We start from the raw sequence: 17,876 nt of genomic DNA on the forward strand, positions 1-17,876 counted from the left end.
CACGAGGGTTTTGCCATGCTGCACAACGACAAACTTGAACAATGGGATCGTGAAAGCTTCTTCCACCCCTCCACCCACCTGGCAGAATTTGCGCGGGGCAATGTGCCTCATCGCGTGATCACCGGCGGCACCGGCTGCCACATCGAAGACCGCGACGGCAACCGCCTGCTGGATGCCTTTGCCGGCCTCTACTGCGTCAACGTCGGCTACGGCCGCAGCGACATCGCCGATGCGATTTCGGACCAAGCCAAAGAGCTGGCCTACTACCACTCCTACGTGGGTCACGGCACCGAAGCCTCCATCACTTTGGCCAAAATGGTGCTCGACCGCGCCCCCGACCACATGTCCAAGGTCTATTTCGGCCTTTCCGGCTCGGACGCCAATGAAACCAACATCAAACTGATCTGGTACTACAACAACATCCTGGGTCGCCCCGAGAAAAAGAAGATCATCTCCCGCTGGCGTGGCTACCACGGCTCCGGCCTGATGACCGGCTCCCTGACCGGTCTGGAGCTGTTCCACAAGAAATTCGACTTGCCGCTGGCACAGGTGGTGCACACCGAGGCGCCTTACTACTTCCGCCGCGAAGACCAGAGCCAATCTGAAGAGCAGTTTGTCGCCCACTGTGTTGCCGCACTGGAAGAAACCATTGCCCGCGAAGGCGCTGACACCATTGCCGCCTTCATTGGCGAGCCGGTTCTCGGCACCGGTGGCATTGTGCCGCCCCCTGCAGGTTACTGGCCTGCTATCCAGGCCGTTCTGGACAAGCACGACATTCTGCTGGTCGCAGATGAAGTTGTCACCGGATTTGGCCGCCTTGGCTCGATGTTTGGTTCTGACCACTACGGTCTGAAACCAGACCTGATCACCATCGCCAAAGGCCTGACCTCCGCCTACGCGCCACTGTCCGGCTCGATTGTGTCTGAAAAAATGTGGTCCGTGCTGGAAAAAGGCACCGACGAAAACGGCCCCATCGGCCACGGCTGGACCTACTCCGCCCACCCGATTGGCGCCGCCGCAGGTGTGGCCAACCTCAAGCTGATCGACGAGCTCAACCTCGTGGAAAATGCTGGCACCGTGGGCGCTTACTTCAACAAAACCATGTCTGAAGCCCTCGGCGCACACGCCAACGTGGGCGACGTCCGTGGCGAAGGCATGATGTGTGCCGTCGAATTTGTCGCTGACAAAGACAGCCGCACCTTCTTTGACGCAGCCGACAAGATTGGGCCTCAGATCGCCGCCAAACTGCTGGAGCAGGACAATGTGATTGCCCGCGCCATGCCGCAAGGCGACATTCTGGGCTTTGCCCCCCCATTCTGCCTGACCCGCGAAGAAGCCGATTTGGTGGTCGCCGCCACCGTGCGCGCCGTCGCTTCCGTCCTGCCGTAAGACCCCAAAAGGAGCACAAGATGTCTCAATCCAAAGCCCCTTTCAGCACCGCTGAATATGAACGCCGCCTCGCCAAAACCCGCGCCGCCATGGCGGATGCGGGTCTGGACGCGCTGTTTGTGACCGATCCGTCCAACCAGGCCTGGTTGACCGGATATGATGGCTGGTCGTTTTACGTCCACCAAGGTGTGATTGTGACCATGGAAGGCGAACCCATCTGGTGGGGCCGCTACATGGACATGATGGGCGGCCGCCGCACCTGCTGGATGGATCACGCCAATATCCTCGGGTACGGCGATCATTTTGTGCAATCCCCGGTCGTGCATCCGATGCAGGACCTCGCAGAACAGCTCAAAACGCGCGGCTTCACGGCCGCGCGGATTGGCGTGGAAATGGAGAACTACTACTACTCCGCCAAAGCCCATGCCGTCCTCACCGAAGACCTGCCAGAGGCCACGCTGGTGGACGCCACCGCACTGGTGAACTGGCAGCGCCTGGTGAAATCTGATGTCGAGGTGGACTTTATCTGCAAGGCCGCCCGAATCACCGAAAAGGTCATGTTGACCGCCATCGACCGCGCAGCCCCCGGCGTGCGCAAAAACGATTTGGTGGCCGACATTATGAAAGCCGGCATCGAAGGCATTGGCGACGATTGGGGCGACTACCCCGCCATCGTGCCGCTCACGCCCTCCGGTCTGGACGCCACCGCCGCCCACCTGACCTGGGACGGCACCCCGATGCGCGCCGGCGAAGCCACGTTCTTTGAACTCTCCGGCTGCTACCGCCGCTACCACGCTCCGATCAGCCGCACCGTCTTCCTCGGCACGCCGTCCGAGGACATGCTGCGCGCCGAAGAGGCCCAGCTCGAAGGCATCGCCGCCGGGCTCGAAGCCGCCCGCGCCGGCAACCGCACCTGCGACATTGCCAATGCCTTTATGGATGTGCTCGCCAAACACGGCATCGAACGCTCCGGCCGCATGGGCTACCCCATTGGCCTCAGCTACCCGCCCGATTGGGGCGAGCGCACCGCCTCAATACGCACCGAGGACGAAACCGTGCTGCAACCCGGTATGGTCTTCCACTTCATGCCCGCCCTCTGGATGGACAGCTGGGGGCTGGAGACCACCGAAACCATCCTGATCCGCGAAGAGGGCGCCGCAGAGCCGCTCTGTGATCTGGAGCGCAAGCTGATCGTCAAAGGCTGACCCATGCTGGAGACCACCAAACAGATCCTCTCCGACCTGATCGCCTTCCCGACGGTCTCGGTCGACAGCAACCTCGACATGATCTCCTACCTCGCTGCACGTCTCAAAGACTGCGGCGCCAAGGTGGAGATCTTCCACGACGAAACCGGCAAAAAAGCCAACCTCTTTGCCACCCTCGGCCCCGAAGTCGACGGCGGCATTGTGCTCTCCGGTCACAGCGACGTGGTGCCGGTCACCGATCAGGACTGGAGCTCCGATCCCTTCGTCATGGAAGAGCGCGACGGGCGTCTTTACGGACGCGGCACCTGCGACATGAAAGGCTTCATCGCCGCAACCGTCGCTATGGCGCCCCACTTTGCCCAGCGTGTCACCGACACGCCGGTGCATCTTACCTTCACCTATGACGAGGAAACCGGCTGCATTGGTGCAGGCCATCTGGTCGAGGCCCTCAAAGAGCGCAACATCAATCCCCGGCTCGCCATTATTGGCGAGCCGACCTCCATGCGCATCATCGAAGGCCACAAAGGCTGCCATGAATACAGCACCCGCTTTCAGGGCCTAGAAGGCCACGGCTCCGCGCCTGATCTGGGCGTGAACGCGGTGGAATACGCTGCACGCTACGTCTCCCGCCTGCTGGAGCTCAAAGCCAAGCTCACCACCATGGCGCCAGAAACCAGCCGCTTTGAGCCGCCCTGGACCACCGTGAACGTCGGCGCCATCCACGGCGGCAGCGTACACAACGTCATCGCCCCCAAGGCGCAGGTGGATTGGGAAATGCGCCCCGTGCAAGCCAGCGATGCCACCTTTGTGAAAGAGGCCTTAAAAGCCTATTGCGAAGACGAGCTGCTGCCGACAATGCGCAAGGTCTACCCCGACGCGCAGATCGACACTGAGGTGGTGGGCGAGGTCGCTGGCCTCATCCCGGAGGACGATAACGAAGCCCGCAAACTGCTCATGGAACTCACCGGCGCCAACGGCGCGGACCTTGTGCCCTTTGGCACCGAAGCGGGTCTGTTTCAGTCAATGGGCATGGATGTGGTGGTCTGCGGCCCCGGCTCCATCGAGCAGGCCCACAAGGCCGACGAGTTCATCGCGCTGGATCAGTTGTCCGATTGCCTGAAACTACTGGAAAAACTCGGCGACACGCTGGCCAAAGGCTAAGCCCGCCCAGCGCTACAGCAACTTCCAAAATCTGAACAAACAAAAAGGGCCGCGAAACTCTCGCGGCCCTTTCCGTATTCTGTAACCTAGGTCGGCGAAGATTAGTTCTTCGCGTAGAATTCCACGACCAGGTTTGGTTCCATAACAACCGGGTATGGCACGTCGGACAGGCCTGGGGTGCGCACGAAGGTTGCGGTCATTTTGTTGTGGTCGGCGTCGATGTAGTCAGGCACGTCGCGCTCGTTCAGCTGAACGGCTTCCAGCAGAACTGCGAGCTGCTTGGACTTCTCACGTACTTCGATCACGTCGCCTTCTTTGACGCGGTAAGACGCGATGTTAACGCGCTTGCCGTTCACCAGAACGTGGCCGTGGTTCACAAACTGACGTGCAGCAAACACGGTTGGAACAAACTTGGCGCGGTAAACAACAGCGTCCAGACGGCGCTCCAGCAGACCGATCAGGTTTTCACCGGTGTCGCCTTTTACACGCTCAGCTTCGCCGTAGATGCGACGGAACTGTTTCTCGGTCAGGTCGCCGTAGTAACCTTTCAGCTTCTGCTTGGCGCGCAGCTGCGTACCGAAGTCAGACAGTTTGCCCTTGCGGCGCTGACCGTGCTGGCCTGGGCCATAGTCACGACGGTTCACTGGGGATTTTGGACGACCCCAGATGTTTTCGCCCATCCGGCGGTCAATTTTGTACTTGGCAGCAGTTCTTTTTGTCATCTGCTGATCTCCTTCGTTCAGGTTTCGAAGGGCGTTGTCCTCTTGCCGGATTTTGCCGACATGACAGGCATCCTCTTGCGAGGGCCACCAACACCAATGAAGCCGCGCTTATACGGGGGATTCCGGGGGAGTCAAGCGGGGAGTGGACAATCCCAATGCCATGACAACATCAGCTACAGCTCGCTTGGCAGCTACGGCTTTAGCTTCCCTCTACAAGGCAACGTATTCAGGGCAACTTAATTGGCGAGGACACCGCGCTTCTTAAGTGTAAACCTTTGCTTTCCTTGGGCGCTGTCAATCACTCCGTTTCCGGCCCAACCGCCTTCTTCCAAATTCATTTTGCCACCAAAAAGAAATGTGCCGTTTTCGTCATATTCTTTGAAGGCTAACCCTTTCTTGGTGGCCTCTGTCACACGAGTGCGCTGTTTCCGAGTTCCGTCTGAATGAATCTCTTTGTAGCTGCATTGCCCAAGGGTGCGGGTGCAATCATGTGGTCGATACCGGATTTCAAAGCCGTCAGGCCGTACCCAGCGCACATAATTCCCGTCTTTGTCCAAGTGTGTTTCAAACGCCGGTGTGCCGCCGGGTTTTGCGCCACGATAACTGGTCAACACAAACGCCTTGCCTCTGCGGCCAGTATAAACGTGATGGATCATTCCTCCCTGCGATTGGTTTATCGACACATAGGCGCCTGGCGTCATCTTTTCAGATTGCCAACGGATGTCCTGCGCATTGGCAGATGTCCCCATCAAGCTAGCTAGCGCAATAGCCAGAAAATGCTTAATCACAGCAATTACTCCCACTTTGATGGGGCAAGTTACACAACTATTTGCTGATTTCAAGGCAAGCCTATCTCCCCAGAGTTGCCACATTTCCGCCAAATCAATGGCTTGGCAAACCTATAAATTACCTGGGTGGTTGCTATTGAAAGGTACGATTGTGAAACGCATTATTCTGTCCATTGCTGCCTGCCTGCTGACCTACACCGGTGCCCTGGCCCTGATGCGCCCGGCTGATCCCACATACGCGCAACTTGCCGAACAGGTCTGCCCAGCGGAATGGGCCACGCTGAACGCCTTTGATCCACCGCTTTATCTCGACCACTACAAGAAGGAAGCGCTTCGCGAACCCGGCACAAACATGGCCGAAAATGCCGTCATGCATCGCCCCTTCATAGGCGCGCTGGCAACAGCGGACTTTGTGAACCACTTGTTCGTATTCGACAGAGCCGAGAACCACACGCCCTACAATCTTGCACACACCCAAGCGCGTCTGGACTTTGTGAAATGCCTGAATCCGTCCGAAGCCGAACGCAGGCAGATCTTGAAGATCTACAGTGACGTTTACCCGGAAGCCTCAAAACAGCAATCAGAGGTACTAACGTATCTGTTCGCAATGACAGACAATCTATTCTGCATGGGTTTTGACCGCTTCTTTGAAGGCATCAAGAAACTCGACCCAACGAACCCGTATTATCACCACAGCCACTTTCATCTCAACAAAACAACGATGACCGTTTGCCCTAAGCCTACCCCGCCAACCCAATCACCTGACTGATCCGCGCCCCGGCGTTCACCGCTTGATAGGTCGGAAAAGGCACCCTTTCCGACAGATCAATCTCCCGCGCAACCCACTCCTGGGCCTCCAACTTCTGCAACGAGGTGGAGAGCGCCCGATCTGTGATCGCGCCCAACCCCGCCTTGAAGCCTGAAAACCGCTGCGGCCGCGTCGCCAGCGCCAACACCGGCACGGTCCAGCTTTTGCGCAACAGCTTGGTATCGCTCTCCGGCGACGCCCGCAGAATCTCATCTGCCTTAGCGGCCGCAACAACGCCCAGATCCGTCAAAACAAATTCCGGCCGCAGCGGATGCCCGTGACCGGGATTTCGCATCACCACCCCCAGCTCCATCAAATGCGCCAGACTGGCCCCAAAGGCCGTGCGCCCTGCCCCAGTGGCGGCAATCAACGTCGCCTGCCGCCCCGGCACGCCGCGATGCATCTGCGCCAGAATGTCGAGCGCCCAGGCTCGAGAGGTGATCTTGACAAGTAACTTAATGTCCATAAAATATAGTAACTACATTTTGTGAAATCAGCAACCACTAAGGACCGCATCATGGCTCTCGCCGCATTGACCAACATCATCACGCTCTCAATTTCTGTGAGTGATCGCCACGCCAGCGCAACCTGGTTCAAAGAGAAGCTCGGCTTTGAATTGCGCTACCACATTGACGAAGCCGGCTGGAGCGAGCTGGACACCAAAACCGAGGGCGTGATCCTTGGCTTGGGCGAGCAATCCGAGCCCAAACCCGGCAATTGCGTCCCGGTGTTTGGCGTTGACGACATCGACACCGCCCGCAGCGCGCTTGAGGCGGCGGACGTGAAGTTTGACGGCCCCACACAAGTAATCCCGGAAATGGTCAAACTGGCGACCTTCTATGATCCAGACGACAATGCCTTCATGTTGGCAGAAGACCTCTCCAGCTAAGCAAAAACCCCGCCAGTCCGGCGGGGTTTCTTTTTGTCATGGTCGCTATGTCGCTTACGCGGCGTCGTGCATCAAAATCGCCGCCTCGCTGGCGGTCAGATTGCGCCGCGCGTGCGGCCCATAGCTGTGCGGGTTCTGCGCCAACTCCGGCTGACGCGCAAACAACCGCGCCCGGTCCTCTTCCTTCAGCGCGTCCAACGCCGCATTGGCCGGATGGAAGCTCTCTGTCTCCACCCCGTTGGCCCAGATCACCTCATGACACGGCAACAGCAGGTGCACATAGGTCACCTCCTTTAGCGCCGTGTCCACGCTGATGCTGTTGCCATTCACCAGATCGCGCGCCGCCACCAGAACCTCGTTCTCGTTAAACAACGCCCGCGCTGTATGACCGCGCACCAGCATCCGATGCTCCGGGCTGACCAGCAATTCCTGATCTGGCCGCTCGATGCCCAGCGCGCCGGGGCGAATACGGATTGGCCGCAGCTTTGGCATCGCAAACAGGCGCGCCCCGGTCATACGCCGCGATCCAATCCACTGGATCTGCTGCGCGCCATTGTCCCGCGTCTGCACCTGATCGCCTTCGCGCAACTCTTCAATCAACCGTGGCCCCTGCGGAGTCGCAATCCGCGTGCCCGGTGTAAAACAAATCACTCCGTTACCCTCTTGTACTGATTTGGGCCGCTGCAAAGTGCTCATCGCAGAATGCACCACCCATAAGTCTTTGTTCTTTGGCGGAAGCTCGTCCAGAAACATCAGCAGCGGCGCACTGCCATCCACTTCAATCACCGTTGCGGTGTAGCTCTCCGCCCCATCGGTCACCACAAAACCGCCCTCCATCAAGGGCAGTTCAATATCGACCGCATCCAGGCTCTGGATGTTTGTTTGATGATTCACCGCCGCCCCAACCAGCTTGCGCACCATGTGCGCCGCACGCTTGCGGATGTTTGCCCCTTCTTCCCCACGGTCCAGACGCAATAACCCATTGGGGCCGTCCACACGGACGGCGTCCCTTGACCAGGACCACACCACGCCTGTTTCCAGCGCCTGCAACGGTGCGGCCTTCTGACCATCTATTTCTGTCTGTGACCAGGAGATGACAAACGTGCCACGAAAGCCCGTTTTCATTGCCTGATTACCTGCCTAGTAGTTTTTTTATTACGGACAGGTTAACAAAGCGGACTCGAGCTGCCTAGCCGGAAGTTTCAAAAAAAGCGAGGCGCCTCAGTGTGTTGCAAAAAACACCTCACCTCGCCTCAAAAGCGAATATCCAATCGCACCGCGCCAACAAGTTGTCCTTGGTACTGCATGTCGAACTCTTCGCTCAAATACGTGAGGCCATAAAACAGGTGATGGTTCTTGCCCTGCCAATGCAATCCGGCCCGCACACGACGGCGTGTATCGGTCAGGCGATAGCCGCGGTCTTCGGGCAAATAGATGCTGCTGAACACTTTTGCGATGTCTGCGCCCACCACAAAACTCAGCCCCTTTTCCTGACGCGCACCGGAACGATAGCGGTGTCCCGTTACCCAATCTCGCGACACCAGTTCCCCGCGACCAAACCGACCAATGGTGAAATCCACACCGGCACGTACCAGATCTTCGTCCCCTGCGCGGGCTTCTACAAAAGGACGCATGCTGGTTTGGCCGCCAAGATCAAACGTGCGCCCAGTTTCGCCGACAAAGCGCAGCCGCCACTGGTTTGGGATCTGATGCGCCAGAACCTCATCAGACGGGCCTTCAATCCCAATCACATCGTGAATTGCCTTTTGCAGGCTATTCAGCCCGGTCTGCGGGCCAATCATCAAAACGTCGCCACCAAAAGCAAACTCAGTGCCATGCCGCTGAAACTGCGTGTGCAGACCCGCGGTCAGCACACCGGCCCAGGGGCGATCCAGTGGGATATGGGAACTCAGGCACGCTGGGGCCATGATCTCGCCGCCAACCCGCAACTCCAGCAAATCCCCGGCCGACTGCGGCAGCTCGCCATTCCAACCGTAGCCCCAGAACCGGCTTGTACCATAAGAACCAGACCGCCAACGATCATACCCGTCGCCAAGGAAGTCATTCACAAACAGACTGCCAAAGCCCAGGTACTCCCGCTCGCCAAAAGGCGTAAAGGACACCTCACTGTCTTCCGCTGCCACAGCCTGAACGGAAAGCACCCCAACAAAAAACAAAGCAGCAATACGACGCAGCATAATCAGTCCCCAATAACGCCCCCCGGCTAGGATCTGATAGCGCGCACAGGTCACCCGCGTCAGCGAAAGACTGACATAATGGTAAATGCCGTAAAAATTGTCCTTAATTCATTAAGGGATGAGAAAGCCCTACTTAGGTCTGGCAGCACGTGAGCCAAGCCTTTCGCACAACAGACATATTATACGGTCAGAACAGGCCGGCTTCTTTAGCGATCAGCGCCGCTTGCGTGCGATTGCCCGCGTCAATCTTGCGATAGAGGTTTTTCACGTGCAGCTTGATGGTCGGCTCGGACAGGTCAAGATCACGGGCAATTTCCTTGTTGGACTTGCCCACGGACAGACCTTCCAACACCTGCATCTCACGGCGCGTGAGCTTTTTGGCAATTGGATGCGGCTCCGCTGCTTCTGTGGCTTGCATCAACTCGGCCGGGATAAACTGCTCCCCAGCCGCCATGAACTTGATCGCATTCACCAAAGAGGATGCTGGCAAGGTTTTGGGCACAAAGCCAGAAGCCCCGGCCGCCATGGCTTTTTGCACAATCTCGCGGCTGGCCTCTCCGGAAATCAACGCAACGCGTGGAGAGGACGTATGCGCCAGTACCCGCTTCACCCCCTCGACACCCTGCATGCCCGGCATATTGTAATCCAACAGCACCAGATCAAACGGCCCCTTGCTATCGAGCGCTTGCATCGCCTGATCCAGATCGGAAACGCCTACGGAGCCCATGGTACCGGTGGCATCAACAAAGGCGGTCACAGTGTCCAACAACAAATCGTGGTCGTCAGCGATTAGAATTTTCAAAACGGTCCTCCAGGGGCCGGAAATTAGCGCGACAATCGCACCCAACCAGGGCCAAACAAAACAAAACCAATAGTGCCTTATACCCAATGATGCAGCCAGTGGGCCTTCTGTCATCCCGCCCACCTAGGGAAGATACAGAAAATTTTAAACAAAAACTCTGCCTTACCTAACGGCAAACCTACCCTTTTGTATAGGGCGTTTATCCCCTTGACCAGATGCGCGTCAAACGTGTTCGGTCTTATAAAGAAGTTAAGCATAACGGGGCGGCAGGACATGCGTAAAACCACTCAAACAGTTTTCGCGCTTGCCGCTTGGCTTTTGCTACCACTCACAGGCCCAGTTTGGGCATCTGACGCAATGGACGTTCCGTCCGGCGATGTCATCCTGACCGTGTCGGGCACGATCGACGCCACAAACGTCGACGACACGGCTCAGTACGATTTGGAGATGCTGCGCGCATTACCTGCAGCCTCCATTTCAACCACGACCATATGGACCGATGGGGTTCTTATGTTCACGGGTGTACCGCTAGCGTCGCTGCTGGAAACTCTGGGGAGTTCCGGCAGCACGCTGCGGGCTTCCGCCATCAACGACTACACCATTGAAATTCCGGTCGACTCGCTTGAAGCCGAGGCACCAATCCTGGCCTATGAAATGAACGGCGCGCCCATGCACCGTCGCGACAAAGGCCCGCTCTGGGTGATCTACCCATTTGATTCCGATCCCAAATACCGCACCTCCCAGGTCCATTCCCGCGCGGTTTGGCAACTCGACAGGATCGAAGTCGTCGAATAAGGTTTTGCGCATGAAAATTGCGCAACCTCTACCAGACACATTTTATCCCTCTGATCACCCCGCCTTTGTGCGGTTACGTCAGGTGTTTGGTTTGATTCCGTGAGCCGCCTGCCCACATCCGCCTTCGCCGTGGGCACCAACACGCCTCTGCGCCAAATCAGACCCCTGAGTGTGCTGGGCCTCATACTCACAACCCTCATCGCGGTGTTGTTGGTGTTTGCCTTTGTCACCGCGTCGCAAGTTTTCACTAACCTGCGCAACATCAAGCTGCTGGCGTCCAACGATCTGGAATGGTCCCTCGCGCAGATCGAGCTGGAAACCCGGGATTTTGCTGGCGCGTTGGAAGCCGCGCGCCTGGCGCCGGAACCAGACCTGGATCGCCTGCGCCTGCGGTTTGACATTCTCTACAGCCGCGTCGGCACCATGGCCACTGCCCCCGCATATCTGCGTCTCACGGTGATGCCGGAATTCGACGCTGCCCTCAAACGCGTGAACACTTTCATGTCCGAGGCTGTGGACCTGATCGACCTCCCCGACGAGGAACTGCTGGAAGCTTTACCTCTGTTGTCGGTGCAATCCGCCCACCTCAGATCCGATGCCCGCGCGCTCTCACTCTCTGGTATTTCGCTTTACGCCAGAGAAAACGACGCCGCCCGCCAACGCATCACCAACACGCTCTATCGGTTGGCCACCATCGCCCTCCTGCTGATTACCGCCGTGGTGGGCCTGCTGATCAACCTGCTCTATGCAAACCGCGTCGCCCGCCAAAAAGAGCGCGCCGTGTCTCAAGCCAACCGCCGAATGAGCACCATTCTAACCACCTCCATGGACGGTGTTCTGGTGGTCGACAGCACAGGCGCTGTGCTCGAATTCAACAAAGCCTCCGAGGCCATCTTTGGCTACCGCTACGAAGACATCCGCGGCAAGAACATTCAGGATCTGATCGCCCCACCCGACCTGCGCGATTCCCACTATCGCGCCATGGAACGCATTCTCACCGGCCAGGACCGCCACGCCGCAGGCAAAGGCCGCGTGCGTATGGATGCCAAGCGTGCCGACGGCACGATCTTCCCGATTGAAATCGCCATCGAAATGGCCGAGGACAACGACGAGAAAATCCTCATCGGTTTCCTGCACGACATCTCAGATCGTGTGTCCGCAGAAAAAGAACTGCTGGAAACCCGCGACCGCGCGCTGGCCGGTGAGCGTGCCAAGGCCGAATTCCTCGCCGTGATGAGCCACGAAATCCGCACCCCGCTCAACGGCATCCTTGGCAATCTCAGCCTGCTCAACGACACCGCGCTTAGCCCAATCCAGACCCGCTATGTGCGCAACATGGAAATCTCCGGTCGCGTATTGATGCGCCATGTCGACACCGTGCTCGACATCACCCGCTTTGAGGCCGGCAAGCTCGACGTCACCATCGCCTGCACCGACCTCTCCAAGCTGCTGCAAGAACTGGTAGACAGCCAACTCTCCGCCGCCAACCGCCACGGCACCACGCTCAGTTGGCGCTGGGAAGGCCCGGCCCGCGCCTGGGTCCGCACCGATCGCGCAGCCCTGGAACAGGTGCTACTCAACCTCGTCGGCAACGCCATCAAATTCACCGACAATGGCACCATAACCATCGAGGCCGAAGCCCTGCCCGAAGCCATCAACGGCCATCCAGCCGTAGAACTCAGGGTCAGCGACACTGGCATTGGCATCTCCGAAGACCGCCTGCCCAAAGTGTTTGACGACTTTGTCACCAACGACCCGACGCTGGGCCGCGTCCCCGGAGGCACGGGTCTGGGTCTTGGGATCGCGCGGCGCATCGTCACCGCTCTGGGCGGTGAGATCGGCGTCGAAAGCACGCCTGACGTCGGCAGCACCTTCTGGGTACGCCTGCCCATGGAGGAAGGCCGCCAGCCACCCGCCCCAAAGGACAGCGAACCGGAACCGGAACTCGCGCACCTGCACATGCTTGTGGTCGAGGACAATGAAATCAACCGCGAGCTGGCACAGGAACTGCTGCAACGCGAAGGCCACTGGGTCACCCTGGCCTCCAACGGCGCCGATGGTGTGCAACTGGCCCAGGTCAAACAGTTTGACATGATCTTGATGGACATTGCCATGCCGGTCATGGACGGCCTCGCGGCCACAAAGCAAATTCGCGCTGGCGACGGCCCCAACAAGGACACGCCGATTGTGGCCGTCTCTGCCAACATCCTTCCCGAAGACCGCGACCGTTTCCTCGCCGCTGGCATGAGCGCCTTTCTGGCCAAGCCGATCGACCGCGCTTCGCTACAGCAAATGTTGCAAGACAACTTCGCCTCGGCGCAGGCTTCCCCGCCCGTGACACCCACGCGCGCAGGCCTGCCGGAAGACACTTACAAGCGACTGCAAGCTCGGTTTTTGGAGGAAGGCGACGCCCTCCTTGCCGCCGTCACCGCGCCCTACCGCGATGCTCAGGATGTCGCCAAACGCTGCCATGACCTCTCCGGCGCGGCCGCAATCTTTAGCGCCCACGCGCTTCACGACATTCTAGCGCAGGCCGACACCGCCGCCAAACAAGGCAACAAACGCCTGTTTGAAGAGCTGGTCACCCAAATCCCAACCCTCTGGCGTGCCACGCGCACCGATCTGAACGCGCCCGACGCAGCCGAATAACCCCTAGGGCATCTCCGCCCCCAGCGTGGGCGGAAACTCCTGCACCGCTTTCAAGAACCAGCCCAACGCCCGCCCCCGTTGCCCGCCGCTGCGATAGGCCACCGCCATCGGCAAAGAGGTCTGCTGCGGAAAATCCAGAATCTCAAACCGGCTGCGGAAATGGCGACTCTGGGCATAGCTGTCCACAACAACCCCCACCGCCTCACTGCGTTCAATCACCCCGGCGGCCATGGTGAAACTGGGCATAATGTGCAGCCGCCGCATCGGATCGACCTCCCCGGCCTGCACCAAATGCTGGATCGGCTCCGCATAAGGCCCGCTTGGCTCTGGCACAATCAATGGCAACCCGGCCAAATCCTCGCTGGCCACCGGGCGCCCCACCAACGGATGCCCCCGCCGCACAAAAAACAACGCATTAAGCGGCGGCAAAGGATCACAGCGCACCCCGGCCTCCGCCATTAAGGGCCGCGACGGGCCAATCAATGCATCCAGATCGCCCTGCCGAAACAGCTGCACCGCCGTCTCAAACGGTGCCCCGCGCAAATGAATGCGCACCTCCGGATGCGCCCCAACCAAGGCCCAGATCGCCCGGCTCATCAGCCCTTCCATCGAACTCGGTGACACCCCAATCCGCAGCACCTGCTCCCGCGTCTGACGGCCCTCATCGACATCTGCAACCAACTGATCCACATCCGCCAAAATCCGCGCCGCCCGATCAATAAACGCCCGCCCCTCTGCCGTGGCGGTCACCCCCCGCGCATGCCTTTCAAACAACGCCGCGCCCACGTCTTGCTCCACGTCCGCGACCGCCTTGGTCACCGCCGATTGTGTGACATTCAACGCCCGCGCGGCTGCAGAAATCGCCCCTTGCCGGTCCACCGCCACCACATAGCGCAGCTTGGTCAGATTCATCCATTCCTCCAAAGAATAGCTTGAGAGAATATTGAATTTGCCAGATACCCTCGTCAATCCGATACTTCCGCCCAAGCGAGGAGGATTTCACATGAGTCACGAGGCCATTGTTGCCGGCGTCGGCATGATCAAATTTGCCAAACCGGGCGCATCAGAGAGCTACGATCAAATGGGCGCCGCAGCCGTGCGCGCCGCGCTCAAAGACGCGGGCCTCAGCTATGAGGACGTGCAGCAGGCCTACGCGGGCTACGTTTATGGTGACAGCACCTGCGGCCAGAAAGCGCTTTATCACGTTGGTATGTCCGGCATCCCGATCATCAATGTGAACAACAACTGCTCCACCGGCTCCACCGCGCTCTACATGGCGCGCCAAGCCATCGAGAGCGGCATGGCGGACTGTGTGCTCGCTGTGGGCTTTGAGCAAATGCAACCGGGCGCGCTGACCTCCCACTGGACTGATCGCCCCACGCCATTTGACGACTTTGACACCGCCTGCGACACCCTTGTCGGCCACGCCGAAGTCCCACTCGCCCTGCGTTACTTCGGCGGTGCGGGCAAATCGCACATGGAGAAATTTGGCACCGAACTGGCTGATTTCGCCAAAATCCGCGCCAAAGCCTCGCGCCACGCCACCCGAAACCCGCTGGCCCTTTTTGCCAAGGAAGTCTCTGAGGCCGAGGTTATGGCCGCCCCGGTCATGTGGGACGGTGTGATGACCCGTCTGATGGCCTGCCCCCCCACCTGCGGCGGCGCGGCCGCGATCCTCTGTTCGGAGAGCTTTGCGGCCAAACACGGCCTGAACGCGACGGTGAAAATCAAAGCGCAAGCCATGACCACCGATTATGTCTCCACCTTTGAGGCGCAAGACATGATGCAAGTTGTCGGCTACGACATGACGGCGGCGGCCGCCAAACAGGTGCAGGAGGCCTCGGGCATTTCCATAGAAGACGTCGATGTGGTCGAGTTGCACGACTGCTTCGCCCACAACGAGTTGATCACTTACGAAGGCCTAGGCCTCACTCCCGAGGGCACCGCCCAAAAATTCATTGCCGACGGCGACAACACCTACGGTGGCAAATTTGTCACCAACCCCTCCGGAGGCTTGCTGTCAAAAGGACATCCCCTTGGGGCCACAGGCCTCGCCCAATGCTACGAGTTGACCCACCAATTGCGCGGAACGGCAGACGCTCGCCAAGTGGAAGGTGCAAAAACAGCCCTCCAGCACAACCTCGGCCTCGGCGGCGCTTGTGTCGTGACCCTCTATCAGGCGGCATAACCCCATGGGCATCTTCAACCGATCCACCAAAGGCCATGTGACCCCGCCCATCGAGGTCACCCTAGAGCGCGGCCCGCTGGCGTTCTTCTCCGAAACCATCGGCGAAACAGACCCGATCTACTTCGATTCAGACGCCGCGCAGGCCGCGGGCCACCCCGACATCCTCGCCCCTGCCACATACGCAGTGGTGGTCGGCACCTTTGCCGACCAGATCGCCCGCCGCAAAGGTCAGCCCGACATCCTGGAGCTGATCAATGGCGACCTGCGCGTGCTGCTGCATGGCACCGAGGCCTACACATACCATGGCCCAATGTTTGCCGGAGACGTGGTGACCGTCGAAAACGAGGTGACAGATTTCACCGACGCCAAAGGTGGGAAACTGGAAATCGCCCACATCACCACCCGCATCACCCACGCCACGCGCGGTCTCTTGGTTGAGGCCACCCGCGGCATCATTCACCGTCTGGGCTGAGGGAGAGACATCATGACCGTCACACCAACCACGGCCCAAGTCGGCGACACACTCCCGGAGCTGACTTTCGGCCCGATCTCGCGCACCACCTTGGCGCTGTATGCAGGCGCCTCCGGGGATCACAACCCGATCCACATCGACCTGGACTTTGCCAAAACCGCAGGCATGGATGACGTCTTTGCCCACGGCATGTTGTCCATGGCGCAACTCGGCCGCCTCGTCACCAACTGGGCCGGCCAAGACCGCATGCGCGCCCTTTCAACCCGATTCACCGCGATCACGCCCGTTGGGGCCACCATCACCTGCTCAGGCACCGTTGTGGACCGCCAAGAAGAGCACGGACGCGTGCTGCTCACCGTGGCGCTCGCCGCTCATATTGATGACGGCACCCAAACCCTGCGCGGCGAAGCCAAAATCTGCGGCACGCCTTAATTCAATTTGCCTGAAGCGCATCGCGCTTCGGGCCGCGCCCGACCCGCCCCATGGGCGGGCGCGTTCCGCACCCACCCCGGGCCAGTCGCGGCCCTTTTTGGGGACAAGGAGACTCCCAATGCCCAATCACATGTGGATGAGCGAAGACCACACCGCCTTCGCCGACACCGTCAAACGCTTCTTTGACGAAGAGGTCACCCCAAACAAAGATGCCTGGACCGAAGCCGGCGTCATTCCCAAGTCCCTTTGGAGAAAAGCCGGAGACCTCGGCATCCTCGGCGCCACCTTCCCCGAGGAACACGGCGGCCTTGGCCTGTCGCGCCACTTCGACGCCGTGACCTTCCTGGAGCAGACCAAAGCCGGTGACAGTGGCTGGGGTGTGTCTGTGCACAACATCGCTTCGCATTACATCACCGCCTTTGGCACCGAGGAACAGAAAGCCCGCTGGCTGCCAGACCTCGCCTCAGGGGACAAAGTCGCCGCCATTGCGATGACCGAACCGGGCACGGGCTCGGACCTGCAAGCGGTGAAAACCACCGCCATCCGCGACGGCAACGAATATCTGATCAACGGCTCCAAAACCTTTATCACCAACGGCGGCTCCGCCGACCTGATCGTGCTCGTCGCCAAGACCGACCCCTCCGCCAAAGGCCGCGGTGTGAGCCTGATTGTGGTGGAAACCGAAGGCCTCGAGGGTTTCGCCGTTGGCCGTTGCCTCAAAAAGATGGGCATGAAGCGCAACGACACCGCAGAACTCAGCTTCACCGACGTGCGCGTGCCGCTCACCAACCTGATTGGCACTGAGGAAGGCCAAGGCTTCATCCAACTGATGAAACAGCTGCCATGGGAGCGTCTCATACTTGGCTATATGGCTCTGGGCGCGTCGCAATGCGCGCTTGAGCATACTCTGGCCTACGTGAAGGAGCGCAAAGCCTTTGGCAAACGGGTGATGGACTTTCAGAACACCCGCTTCAAACTCGCTGAATGCGCCACCAAAATTGAACTGCTCGCGTCCTTCTGTGACACCTGCCTCGCCGAGCTCGACGCAGAACAACTCACCGCAGAAAAAGCCGCCATGGCAAAATGGTGGGGCACCCAGACTCAATGCGAAATCGTGGACGAATGTCTGCAGTTGCACGGCGGCTATGGCTACATGTCCGAATATCCGATTTCGGAACTCTACACCGACGCCCGCGTGCAAAAGATCTACGGCGGCACCAACGAGATCATGAAAGAAGTGATCGCCCGCTCGCTGGACATCGACTGATGCCAAGTCACGCACCGCGGGGTTCGCGCCCAGCCCCGAGGGCGGCTCTGTTGCAAAACCAACTGCGCACACAAACCGCCACGATGCATTGGTATTAAATGTCGCAGTTTC

Annotated in this window: 18 protein-coding genes; 11 read left to right on the forward strand and 7 right to left on the reverse strand. The window is 59.3% G+C overall.

Features of this window, described 5'->3' with window-relative positions; genetic code table 11:
* Nucleotides 1-15 precede the first annotated feature (15 nt).
* Genes SIB38_RS21230 through argE form a run of 3 tightly spaced genes read left to right on the forward strand, consistent with a single transcriptional unit; the run spans nucleotide 16 to nucleotide 3,755 of the window.
* On the forward strand, nucleotides 16-1,389 hold the full coding sequence (locus SIB38_RS21230; protein ID WP_294112970.1) for an aspartate aminotransferase family protein: 1,374 nt from the start codon (nucleotides 16-18) through the stop codon (nucleotides 1,387-1,389).
* A gap of 20 nt (nucleotides 1,390-1,409) precedes the next feature.
* Entirely contained in the window at nucleotides 1,410-2,594 is a 1,185-nt protein-coding gene (locus tag SIB38_RS21235; protein WP_294112969.1) for a M24 family metallopeptidase, read from the forward strand.
* Between the two features lie 3 nt (nucleotides 2,595-2,597).
* On the forward strand, nucleotides 2,598-3,755 hold the full coding sequence (argE, locus tag SIB38_RS21240; RefSeq protein WP_294112967.1) for an acetylornithine deacetylase: 1,158 nt from the start codon (nucleotides 2,598-2,600) through the stop codon (nucleotides 3,753-3,755).
* Nucleotides 3,756-3,856: 101 nt separating this feature from the next.
* On the opposite strand, the gene rpsD is transcribed toward argE, so the two are convergent.
* Entirely contained in the window at nucleotides 3,857-4,477 is a 621-nt protein-coding gene (gene rpsD / locus SIB38_RS21245; RefSeq protein WP_168591919.1) for a 30S ribosomal protein S4, read from the reverse strand.
* Nucleotides 4,478-4,713: 236 nt separating this feature from the next.
* The gene (locus tag SIB38_RS21250; RefSeq protein ID WP_412550992.1) at nucleotides 4,714-5,265 is read right to left on the reverse strand and encodes a hypothetical protein; all 552 of its coding nucleotides are present in this window, start codon (nucleotides 5,263-5,265) and stop codon (nucleotides 4,714-4,716) included.
* A 97-nt stretch (nucleotides 5,266-5,362) separates the two neighbouring features.
* Between SIB38_RS21250 and SIB38_RS21255 the strand changes: the two genes are divergently transcribed.
* Nucleotides 5,363-6,034, forward strand: a complete 672-nt coding sequence (locus SIB38_RS21255) for a hypothetical protein (RefSeq protein ID WP_294112958.1) — start codon at nucleotides 5,363-5,365, stop codon at nucleotides 6,032-6,034.
* Here SIB38_RS21255 and SIB38_RS21260 read toward each other — a convergent pair.
* Nucleotides 6,006-6,539, reverse strand: coding sequence for a winged helix-turn-helix transcriptional regulator (locus tag SIB38_RS21260; RefSeq protein WP_294112956.1), 534 nt, complete (start codon nucleotides 6,537-6,539; stop codon nucleotides 6,006-6,008). The genes SIB38_RS21255 and SIB38_RS21260 overlap by 29 nt on opposite strands.
* 51 nt (nucleotides 6,540-6,590) lie before the next feature.
* On the opposite strand from SIB38_RS21260, the gene SIB38_RS21265 reads away from it, so the two are divergent.
* On the forward strand, nucleotides 6,591-6,962 hold the full coding sequence (locus tag SIB38_RS21265) for a VOC family protein (protein ID WP_294112954.1): 372 nt from the start codon (nucleotides 6,591-6,593) through the stop codon (nucleotides 6,960-6,962).
* A 54-nt stretch (nucleotides 6,963-7,016) separates the two neighbouring features.
* On the opposite strand, the gene SIB38_RS21270 is transcribed toward SIB38_RS21265, so the two are convergent.
* From SIB38_RS21270 to SIB38_RS21280, 3 genes are all read right to left on the reverse strand, one after another.
* On the reverse strand, nucleotides 7,017-8,087 hold the full coding sequence (locus SIB38_RS21270) for a Hint domain-containing protein (RefSeq protein ID WP_294112952.1): 1,071 nt from the start codon (nucleotides 8,085-8,087) through the stop codon (nucleotides 7,017-7,019).
* 128 nt (nucleotides 8,088-8,215) lie between these two features.
* Nucleotides 8,216-9,160, reverse strand: coding sequence for a lipid A-modifier LpxR family protein (locus SIB38_RS21275; RefSeq protein ID WP_294112950.1), 945 nt, complete (start codon nucleotides 9,158-9,160; stop codon nucleotides 8,216-8,218).
* Between the two features lie 187 nt (nucleotides 9,161-9,347).
* A complete protein-coding gene (locus SIB38_RS21280) occupies nucleotides 9,348-9,962 on the reverse strand; it encodes a response regulator transcription factor (RefSeq protein WP_294112948.1) in 615 nt (204 codons plus the stop codon).
* Between the two features lie 357 nt (nucleotides 9,963-10,319).
* On the opposite strand from SIB38_RS21280, the gene SIB38_RS21285 reads away from it, so the two are divergent.
* Nucleotides 10,320-10,757 carry a molybdopterin-dependent oxidoreductase gene (locus SIB38_RS21285; RefSeq protein WP_412550993.1) on the forward strand — a complete coding sequence of 146 codons (438 nt, stop codon included), beginning with the start codon at nucleotides 10,320-10,322 and terminating at the stop codon, nucleotides 10,755-10,757.
* A 99-nt stretch (nucleotides 10,758-10,856) separates the two neighbouring features.
* Nucleotides 10,857-13,406, forward strand: coding sequence for an ATP-binding protein (locus SIB38_RS21290; RefSeq protein ID WP_412550994.1), 2,550 nt, complete (start codon nucleotides 10,857-10,859; stop codon nucleotides 13,404-13,406).
* Nucleotides 13,407-13,409: 3 nt separating this feature from the next.
* Here the strand turns inward: SIB38_RS21290 and SIB38_RS21295 are convergent, their stop codons facing one another.
* The gene (locus SIB38_RS21295) at nucleotides 13,410-14,318 is read right to left on the reverse strand and encodes a LysR family transcriptional regulator (RefSeq protein WP_294112942.1); all 909 of its coding nucleotides are present in this window, start codon (nucleotides 14,316-14,318) and stop codon (nucleotides 13,410-13,412) included.
* Between the two features lie 91 nt (nucleotides 14,319-14,409).
* Here SIB38_RS21295 and SIB38_RS21300 point away from each other — a divergent pair, with 91 nt between their 5' ends.
* The 4 genes from SIB38_RS21300 to SIB38_RS21315 all read left to right on the forward strand — a co-directional run bounded on the left by SIB38_RS21300 (nucleotide 14,410) and on the right by SIB38_RS21315 (nucleotide 17,765).
* Nucleotides 14,410-15,594 (forward strand): lipid-transfer protein, encoded by a 1,185-nt coding sequence (locus tag SIB38_RS21300; RefSeq protein ID WP_294112940.1) that lies wholly within the window; start codon nucleotides 14,410-14,412, stop codon nucleotides 15,592-15,594.
* Between the two features lie 4 nt (nucleotides 15,595-15,598).
* Nucleotides 15,599-16,066 carry a MaoC family dehydratase N-terminal domain-containing protein gene (locus SIB38_RS21305; RefSeq protein WP_294112938.1) on the forward strand — a complete coding sequence of 156 codons (468 nt, stop codon included), beginning with the start codon at nucleotides 15,599-15,601 and terminating at the stop codon, nucleotides 16,064-16,066.
* A gap of 12 nt (nucleotides 16,067-16,078) precedes the next feature.
* On the forward strand, nucleotides 16,079-16,498 hold the full coding sequence (locus tag SIB38_RS21310) for a MaoC family dehydratase (protein ID WP_412550995.1): 420 nt from the start codon (nucleotides 16,079-16,081) through the stop codon (nucleotides 16,496-16,498).
* Nucleotides 16,499-16,616: 118 nt separating this feature from the next.
* The gene (locus SIB38_RS21315; RefSeq protein ID WP_412550996.1) at nucleotides 16,617-17,765 is read left to right on the forward strand and encodes an acyl-CoA dehydrogenase family protein; all 1,149 of its coding nucleotides are present in this window, start codon (nucleotides 16,617-16,619) and stop codon (nucleotides 17,763-17,765) included.
* Nucleotides 17,766-17,876: the final 111 nt, after the last annotated feature.

The sequence above is a fragment of the Shimia sp. MIT910701 genome, from assembly GCF_047126315.1.
GTDB lineage: Bacteria > Pseudomonadota > Alphaproteobacteria > Rhodobacterales > Rhodobacteraceae > Shimia.